At 37.1% G+C, this 8,872-nt stretch carries 7 protein-coding genes; 2 read left to right on the top strand and 5 right to left on the bottom strand.

The annotated features are described in order from the left end of the window. The 4 genes from R5R67_RS12920 to cxpE all read right to left on the bottom strand — a co-directional run. The coding region (locus R5R67_RS12920) for a CSLREA domain-containing protein (RefSeq protein ID WP_318754880.1) at window positions 1–2,056 on the bottom strand (2,056 nt) is incomplete at its 3' end. Between the two features lie 15 nt (window positions 2,057–2,071). After that, complete coding sequence (gene rbtA / locus R5R67_RS12915; protein ID WP_000920023.1) at window positions 2,072–3,925, bottom strand: rhombotarget A; 1,854 nt, start codon at window positions 3,923–3,925, stop codon at window positions 2,072–2,074. Between the two features lie 316 nt (window positions 3,926–4,241). Beyond that, window positions 4,242–4,940 carry a DnaA regulatory inactivator Hda gene (gene hda / locus R5R67_RS12910; protein WP_001249535.1) on the bottom strand — a complete coding sequence of 233 codons (699 nt, stop codon included), beginning with the start codon at window positions 4,938–4,940 and terminating at the stop codon, window positions 4,242–4,244. A 20-nt stretch (window positions 4,941–4,960) separates the two neighbouring features. Further along, window positions 4,961–6,154: a chloramphenicol efflux transporter CxpE gene (cxpE, locus tag R5R67_RS12905; RefSeq protein WP_001153980.1), complete on the bottom strand. Its 1,194-nt coding sequence runs from the start codon at window positions 6,152–6,154 to the stop codon at window positions 4,961–4,963. A gap of 135 nt (window positions 6,155–6,289) precedes the next feature. Here cxpE and purM point away from each other — a divergent pair, with 135 nt between their 5' ends. Then, window positions 6,290–7,360: a phosphoribosylformylglycinamidine cyclo-ligase gene (gene purM / locus R5R67_RS12900; protein WP_000071984.1), complete on the top strand. Its 1,071-nt coding sequence runs from the start codon at window positions 6,290–6,292 to the stop codon at window positions 7,358–7,360. Beyond that, window positions 7,357–7,986 carry a phosphoribosylglycinamide formyltransferase gene (purN, locus tag R5R67_RS12895; RefSeq protein ID WP_000975537.1) on the top strand — a complete coding sequence of 210 codons (630 nt, stop codon included), beginning with the start codon at window positions 7,357–7,359 and terminating at the stop codon, window positions 7,984–7,986. Before purM ends, purN begins: the two co-directional genes overlap by 4 nt. A 63-nt stretch (window positions 7,987–8,049) precedes the next feature. Here purN and R5R67_RS12890 read toward each other — a convergent pair whose 3' ends face one another. Beyond that, window positions 8,050–8,859, bottom strand: a complete 810-nt coding sequence (locus R5R67_RS12890) for an alpha/beta fold hydrolase (RefSeq protein ID WP_000114071.1) — start codon at window positions 8,857–8,859, stop codon at window positions 8,050–8,052. Window positions 8,860–8,872 lie beyond the last annotated feature (13 nt).

Here is an 8,872-nt window from a genome sequence, read left to right as displayed (position 1 = left end):
TTTGAAGAGTATTCGCTGGTCCGTCCCCATCATCATTTGCATATTTAAGTAAATTTATGGGGATAATTTCATTAGCCAAATATTTAAATGAAACTGTTTCATCAGTAGCTACAGGAGCAATATTATCAAAACGAGCCTCTAATAAACCTGTCGATTGAATAGAACCATCTTTAGTACTTACTGTATATTTACAATAGTTGTAATCACCTGCTTGGGTAATTCTGTCATCTAAACGATAAAATATAATTTGCTGTAAAGCAGAGTTCCATTCACATTTAAGTATATTCTCTTCTTTATCCTTAATATTATAAACTTTATCATCTATTAAACCTGTTCCAATAGTTTCAACATTAATATTATAATCAGTTGTATTAAAGAATTTTAATGTGTGATTAGCACCCTCATTAGGTAAAGGCAATCCTTTAGCTTTCAAATCTATATAAATAGCACGATACTTTGCATTTGCTTTAGTTTGATCAAGAAGATTTTTATATTCTACCGATCTTATTTTTAATACTGGCCATAAATATGAAAAAGCTTGGTTCTTAAGATTTTCTTGTACATTATCATATCGAGTCTGATATGTAGAAATTCGATCAGTAAAAGAATCATTGCCTAAATCTTTTATATCTCCAGCAGTCAGTTTCATTAGCTCAATCGAACCAATATCACAACTATTCTTGATACCTGACTGATAATATAACTTATTAGTTACAGATCTAATAAGCCCCCGTTGGTCTAGAGTTATACAAGTATCTTTACCATCAGGATCTACATCTATCAAATCATTTTGTGGAGATGAGGTGTTATTCAATGGGTAATAAACAGGTAAAAAGCCTGTTTCTGGCGAAGCAGAACTTTGCGGTTCTAATAACGAACTAAAAGGAATATTCGCAATATCAATAGTCTTATTAGATGAGGTAAGTGCTTCTGTTGGTAAATCACATTTTTCAACGTTATTCGTTAAATTTAATGCATTAAATGATAGTGTAAAACCAGAATTTTTTAGGTCCGCAGCAGGTCCCACTAAATAACGACAAGCGTAACTACCTAGATTGTACCCTATTAAATTAAACCTTAATTCTTTTATACCCAAACTATCATATAAGAAGGTAGTATGTGCAGTGTTCTCAACAATCGTATTATTCTGTAAATTTAAACTACTACTTCCGCTCAGTATAGTTGAGGGATTAGTTGTACTTCCAGGAACGGCATCTCCAGTAAATTTTAGAATACTACCATTTATCTTATCAGCGATATTTTTTGCAATCGTATTAATTGTCAATATGGCGTTTGGTTCGCCACAAAATTCAAATGTACTCTTAGAGTTAAGCGAACCATTTTTGAAAATACTTGAAGACGTTATAGTGATATCACGTTTAGCATAAGCTGGTTCTTCTTTACAACTCATCGCTAAAACACTACCGGTAACTGCTTGATTACCCTGTAGTAATGAATGGCTTATTGATAAGTTTACCCCACTCCCACCCAGAAAAATGGCACCACCTTTTGGAGCTTGAGAATTTAAAATTTGGGAATCTAACAAGGTGACATTACCACCTGCATAAATAGCCCCGCCTTGGGTTGAAGCTATACCATTTTCTAAAATAATATTTTGTAAAGTTAAAGCCTTTTTATTCTCTGCAGTATTAAATATGCGTGACTTACCCGCAGCATTAATACGTGTTTTAAGTTCTGGTAGAGCAGGATAATCATTTGTTAGAGGGTTTTTTTCTGTCCAATTTTTATCTTCTCCGCGCTCTCCATAACCATAGATAGAAATATTTGCATTTGGTACTAATTCTTTATTTAAAGTATAAGTCCCTGCTTTTAACTGAATTGCCTGATTATCATCTAAGCTAAAAATAGTGCATCCATAGTCTGATTTACGTGTAGCTGCCACTTTAATTGCTTCACGTAATGAACACGCATTTGGATTTTCACCATCTTCGTCAGCAAAAGTTGTAACCTCAATCCGTTTATTTGTGCTATCAGCAAACAATGGCATGGTCGCAAGTATAGATAACGCCAATAATGCTTTTTTATAATTTTTCATAGTCTTCATCCTTGATTATGACTTAAAGCGACGTAACGCAACCAACCCTAGTAAACTTAAAATAAAACCAGCCCCTATACTTCCTCCCCCACCAGAGCTGACAGATTTATCTTCAATTCCAGACAAAGGTTCCTGTACAATTCTTGTAGGAATAGTAATGTATTGGAACTCGACTCCTTCATTAAATCTTGAAATACTTGTAACTACCTGAATACTAAAAATATCTGCACCATGCCAATTACCATTTGGTGTATAAATTACATTTCCATTCTGATCTATAGTTACGGTACCTTTCGAAACAGGTGTATCAGTACTTTGTTTTATTTTCAAACAGCCAGGTTGCCATTCTTTACCATCAGGACGTTCACCGAATAAACGCTTACACGTGGCAGGTGTAACCAAGTCTGCTTCACTTAATGAGCCTAAAATACTAAACTTTGCAACCTGCCCATATCTAATATCCTGACCAACTGAAGAGATATCACTATTTAAGATATATTCAATTGCGCCTAAATCACATAACTCATCATAACCAGTACGTCTTTTTCCACGCTGATCTAAAGTTTCACAACTTGCCAAGCCTACAGAAGTACCATCACTGTACAAACGGCCTTTATTAATAATAAGTGAATCAGCTAAAGTATTATAACTTTCAAGTAACCGTGGCTTAAAAAAGCCCAAGAAACTATCCTTTGGCGTATTAAAAGGACATAACAACCCATCCTTTGAAGCTATATCACAAACGCCCTCATCTGTACTACCAGCAATTAATTTCTGATTGGCAGGATAAAGAATATTTGGAACTTTTACTGAAGCGTTACGATTACATTCTGTAGTCACTAAATTACTTTGGATAATTGCTTTATCAGTTGAATTCGCCTGACAATTAATTGTATTTCCAACTAATATACTATTTGAAATTGAAGCATTGCCTTGTGGAGCTTCAAGGAATAATCCTTTGTCATTTTTAATCATCGTAATATTATTAACAAACATCCCATCTCGAACATTCGTAATAAAACCACCTTTATTATGAAAGACCGTACTATTGCTTAATCCTATAGCACGTTGAACTACATATTCTCCAGTACTTTCATCATCAAATGAATCTTGACTGAAGAAGAGTGAACCACTTGTATTACTAACTTCATTATCACGAATTACCGATTGAGTAATTAGAAATAATGGTTGCTCACTATAGATTACCCCACCTTGGGCTGCTTTATTATTCTGGATAAGGCTATTTACAATATAAACAAAACCAAAGGTTCTATCACTTTTTGAGGCAAACCCTTGATTGTAAATCACTCCACCTTGATTCGCATATCCACCTGTTAAACGAGAGTTTTGAATAGTCAATTTTTCACGGTTTAAAATTAAACCACCTGTTAACACTTTAGAGTTTGCACCTGCCCCTTGTAAGTTAAGATCACTCAACAAAACCGAAAATGAGGCTTTTTCAACACTCTCATCATCAATTTTAAATAGCTGATCTGTACCTGCCATTTTGATAGTTGCATTATGAGAACCGGGCTGATCAGTATCAACTAATGTAGAATCGTTTTTTGCTGTACTAATTGTAAGGGGTGCTGTAATCGTTATTCTGCTATTTAACGTATATTCTTTATCGCGCTGTAAAATAATATTTGATGAACTATCTTTATTTCCACAGCCATGATACCCATCTTTTACTGAGGCAACCACGGTAGAATCACTTGAATTACGCTTATTTATTAGTTCTACAGCCTCACGTAATGAGCATACTGTATTATCGACATCTTCATCAATTGTAGTTGTGACTTCAATATCAGCAGAATAAGCGTGCCCAGCAGCAGCCAATAATGCAAAAGCAATGCTCCGTTTGAGCATACCCTTCTCCTTACCTATTTTTTTCATTTTTCTTTGTCAATATTGCAAAGTTTCCACTTTTGCAACCGCATCCTTTGTGCGTACTTTGTCACAGGAATCAGAATTTCTCAAGATGTTTTGATCGGTCTATAGCGTCATTTTCGATAGGGAACTTTCTAAATATTTGTACAATTAAAGATCTATTGATATATGAAAATTTTACTTATAAAAATTTAAAAGTATTTTTCAAGGTTAAAAGAATAAATAGCTCATGATTTTTATAGTAAGGAAAGTTTACTTAGGCTAATAAATTAAAAGTCCAGAAGCTAGAAAATTATTATTGTTGATATTCATCAATTAAAGCATAGATTTGTCTTAACGTTGCATTTGAAAGTTTAGTCTTCTCACCTTTAAGGAGTTTTTCTAATTGTGCTACGGTTTGCAATAGAATAGAAGCTTGATGAGGCCCATGTAAAAGTAAATAGTCTACAATCTGCTGATCAAAATGGATCCCACGTCTAGCCATTACAGAAGTGACTAAAGCATAGCGGTCTGCATATAAACTTCCGCTCGGCACTTTTACACTCACTGCTTGTGTAAGTCGCGATTGTAAATCTGGTAACTCCAGCTTTAATTCAATCGGTGCAACACGTGAAGAAAATACAAGTTGTCCTTCATGGTTATTCATTAAATGAAAAACAGCTTTTTGCCAGTGAGGCACCCCACTAATTGACTCAATATCATCTAAAGCCACCAGATCATAGTGCTCTAAGCAAGTAATTGCCTCAATTGGAGCATCGAGAAGTTCAAGCAAAGAAACTTTAATTGCAGATTTACCGACCTCTAAATAAGAATCACAAATCGCTGAAAGCAAATGGCTCTTGCCTGTTCCTGCGCCACCATAGATATAAAATCTATTTACTAGACCCGCATGTAGTTGTCGCACTGCATCCACTACATGCCCCCAACCTGGTCCCGAAAAATCACTGATTCGGGCATCAAGTTGAGGTTCTATATCCAGTTGGAGTTGACGCATATAATGAATTGGCCTTGAAATTATTTCTGATCTGAAAGATTCGGGGTATCTGTATCTTGCTGTTTTTTAACTTCAAGATCAAGTTTAGTATTTTCAGTTTCTACATGAAGTTGCTCAATATTACCCTCTTGGATTAATAATGTAGAAGATGGAGCATAGAATGAACTCCGTTCGTAATTTTCTCTGAGGTGTTTTAAAAGCACTACAATGACAGCCGCTACAGGTAATGCAATTAACATTCCTAAAAAGCCAGCCAATTGAGCCCCTGCTAAAACAGCAAATACAACTGCAACAGGTGAAAGACCAATTTTATCACCGAGTAGGAATGGCTGCAGAATATAGCCCTCTACTGCCTGCCCAATCATAAAGACTACGCCAACAAGTAATAAGTGTGTCCAGTCCATTCCAAATTGGAACAAACTTGCAATAACCGCTGCAATAATCCCGACTGCAAATCCTAAATAAGGAATAATACTGGCAAGACCTGCCACCATACCAATAATTAGGCCGACCTCTAGTCCAATTAATTGTAAGCCTACTGCATAAACTACACCGAGCAAAAGCATAACAAGGAACTGACCTTTAACAAAAGCTCCTAAAACGCTATGGCATTCACGGACGATTTGTAAGGTCGTAGCCTCATATGGCCGTGGAATGAGACGACGTAAGTTTTGTAACATACGGTCCCAGTCTAATAAGAAGTAAAAAGCAATAATTGGGATTAAAACAACTGTTCCACCAATTTGAATAAAATTAAGTCCTGATTGTGCAAGCTTTAATAAAACTGCTTGAATACTATCAGCACTGTAATTGGTCTGAACATAATCCATCACAGCTTTGGACATTTGATCGGTATCAATTTCCATTTGCTGGACATGGAATGTCGAAGAAATCCACGGTAATAGCTCTGCATTAATCCAGTGGATCCCCGCTGGAATACTGTCTCGAGCGTAAACAAGTTGTTTCCAGATCAGTGGAACCAGATACCATAATGCAACGGTTAAAGTTACACCTATACCAATAAAAACAATACTAATTGCCAACCAGCGAGGTATCTTAATTTTTACTAGAACTTCGACTAGTGGACTAAATAAATAAGCCAGGAAAAAAGCACCAATAAATGGGATGACCACAGGCTTGAGCAAGTATAATACCCATACCAGCAATACAATACCTGCGAGTAAGAAAATACGGCGCAGTATACGATCTTGCATAAAATCTAGCCTTTTTTGATTTAATCGTTATAAATGGAAAAATATTTTTATTAAAGATAGCATTTTCGAGCATAAATAACATAAGAGTTTCGTATATTCAGGTTATAATCTGCCGCCAATGCGGAGACTTCATTTATGAGCAACTCAACTTCTACCCCAAATACCGGTTTAAGCTACAAAGATGCGGGTGTTGACATTGAAGCGGGCGACGCACTGGTCGATCGTATCAAGTCAGTCGCTAAACGTACAACTCGTCCAGAAGTAATGGGCGGACTTGGTGGCTTTGGTGCACTATGCAAAATTCCTAAAGGTTACGAAGAACCTGTTTTGGTTTCTGGAACTGACGGTGTAGGTACTAAATTACGTTTAGCACTTAACCTTAATCGTCATGACACAATCGGCCAAGATCTTGTCGCTATGTGTGTAAACGATCTTTTGGTTTGTGGTGCAGAACCACTATTCTTCCTCGACTATTATGCGACTGGTCACTTAAATGTCGATGTAGCTGCAAACGTAGTTACTGGTATCGGTAAAGGTTGTGAACTTGCAGGTTGCGCACTTGTAGGTGGTGAAACAGCTGAAATGCCTGGCATGTATGAAGGCGAAGATTACGATCTTGCTGGTTTTGCCGTAGGTGTAGTTGAGCAAAGCAAAATTATTGATGGCTCTAAAGTAAAATCTGGTGATGTACTTATTGGTGTTGCATCAAGCGGTGCTCACTCAAATGGTTATTCATTACTACGTAAAATCTTAGATGTTAAGAATGTAGACTTAACTCAAGTAATTGATGGTCGCCCTCTTGCAGATGTAGCAATGGAGCCAACACGTATTTATGTAAAACCAGTTCTAGAGCTTTGCAAACAAGTTGATGTACACGCGATGGCACACATCACTGGTGGCGGCTTACCAGGCAACTTACCACGTGTATTACCAAATGGTGCTCAAGCTGTAATTAATGAAGCTTCTTGGGAATGGCCAGAATTATTCAAACTTTTACAACGCGAAGGTAATGTAGAACGTTTTGAAATGTACCGTACCTTTAACTGTGGTGTAGGTATGGTCATTGCTGTTGATGCAAATGATGCAGAAAAAGCAATTGAAGTGCTTAATGCTCAAGGTGAAAAAGCTTGGAAAATCGGACATATCCAAGAAAATGCTGAATCAGTGGAAGGTGCAGACGAAAAAATTCGTGTGATCTTTGAATGATGAAAATTGCTGTTCTAGTCTCTGGGAACGGCAGCAACTTACAAGCCTTGATAGATGCAAATCTATCAGGGCAAATTGTAGGTGTACTGTCTAATAAAGCCGATGCTTATGCCCTAGAGCGTGCTCAAAATGCCAATATCGCGACAGCCGTAATCTCTCACAAAGACTTTCCTAGTCGTGAAGATTTTGATAAAGCTATGCATCAGCAACTTATCGCATGGCAAGCTGACGTGGTTATTTTAGCTGGCTTTATGCGTATTTTAACTGCTGACTTTGTCGATAAATGGCAAGGTAAAATGCTTAATATCCATCCTTCATTATTACCTGCCTATAAAGGCGTTAATACACATCAACGTGTATTAAATACGGGGGATCGATTACATGGCTGTACCGTTCACTTTGTGACTTCTGAACTTGATGCTGGTCAAGCAATTGCTCAATCTGCCATTGAAGTAAAAGAACATGACAATGTTGCATCCTTGGCCGAACGTGTACATAAACTTGAGCATTTTATTTATCCTCAAGTTGCAGAGTGGTTATGTAATGGCCAGCTCACATGGAAAAATGGACAAGCCTATTTCCGCAATCAAATTCTTGAACACCCTATCCGTTTTGCATCTTGGTAAAAGTTTGCTTAACGTCAATTAAAAAAGGACATGCATGCATGTCCTTTTTTTGCGAAAGCTTTATTAGCGTGAATTACGGTGAATAAGTTCCTTAATATAATTCACTGTATCAATCGGATGCTCTAGAGGGAACATATGCCCTCCTTCAACTACACTAAATGGAATCCCCATTTTACGTTTTGCCATTTGAGGAAAACCTCTTTTTAAGAAGGCACTCTCTTTTCCTACAACTAAATGTACTGGCATTTTCGGTTTTGGCATGGGTAACCACCACCAAGAAGGATTTTTACGGAAAATCGCAACTTCATCTTCACGGGAAATAGTTAACGTTACGCCACCACGTACCGAGTCTTCTTTCAAAGCATAGTCAATATAGGCTTGAAAGCAGTCTTCATCAAAATCCTTATAAAAACCTTTTGGACGTAACAATGCAGCTGCTTGCTCACGTGATTCCCAATGCTCGCGACGACGTGCAGATAAACCCGCTGGTGTCATATCATCAACTATTTTGGGTTTAAATAATTTTGCCATATGAAAAGCAAAAGAATATCTACCCAAAATAAGAGGCGGATCTAACATGATCACTTGTGAGAACAACTCAGGCCGTCTAAAAGAAGCCATTAAAGTTAAAACTGAACCGAGCGAATGACCCAGTCCAATCACTTTTCGCCCCTTCGCTTGACGTACAATACTATCAATTACCTGATCAACCAAAAAAGGCCAATGATTGGTAATCGGATAACGTTTGTCAGGTCCAATGAGTGGAACATAAATTACGTCATACTCATCTTTTAATTGATCAAACAATTTTTGATACACCATAGATGGCACGCCGTTGGCATGCGCAAAGTGTATAACCGGTTTTACTGACATACCGTTATCCTGC

Source organism: Acinetobacter sp. OYA S30 (assembly GCF_033599315.1).
Classification (GTDB): Bacteria; Pseudomonadota; Gammaproteobacteria; order Pseudomonadales; family Moraxellaceae; genus Acinetobacter; species Acinetobacter baumannii.
This window is presented reverse-complemented; position numbering and strand designations above follow the sequence as displayed.

What these genes read in the sequence shown, in the direction of transcription:
- purM (WP_000071984.1), top strand. Translation starts at nt 6,290, where the DNA reads ATGAGCAACTCAACTTCTACCCCAAATACCGGTTTAAGCTACAAAGAT.
- hda (WP_001249535.1), bottom strand. Translation starts at nt 4,940, where the DNA reads ATGCGTCAACTCCAACTGGATATAGAACCTCAACTTGATGCCCGAATC.
- cxpE (WP_001153980.1), bottom strand. Translation starts at nt 6,154, where the DNA reads ATGCAAGATCGTATACTGCGCCGTATTTTCTTACTCGCAGGTATTGTA.
- purN (WP_000975537.1), top strand. Translation starts at nt 7,357, where the DNA reads ATGATGAAAATTGCTGTTCTAGTCTCTGGGAACGGCAGCAACTTACAA.
- rbtA (WP_000920023.1), bottom strand. Translation starts at nt 3,925, where the DNA reads ATGCTCAAACGGAGCATTGCTTTTGCATTATTGGCTGCTGCTGGGCAC.
- R5R67_RS12890 (WP_000114071.1), bottom strand. Translation starts at nt 8,859, where the DNA reads ATGTCAGTAAAACCGGTTATACACTTTGCGCATGCCAACGGCGTGCCA.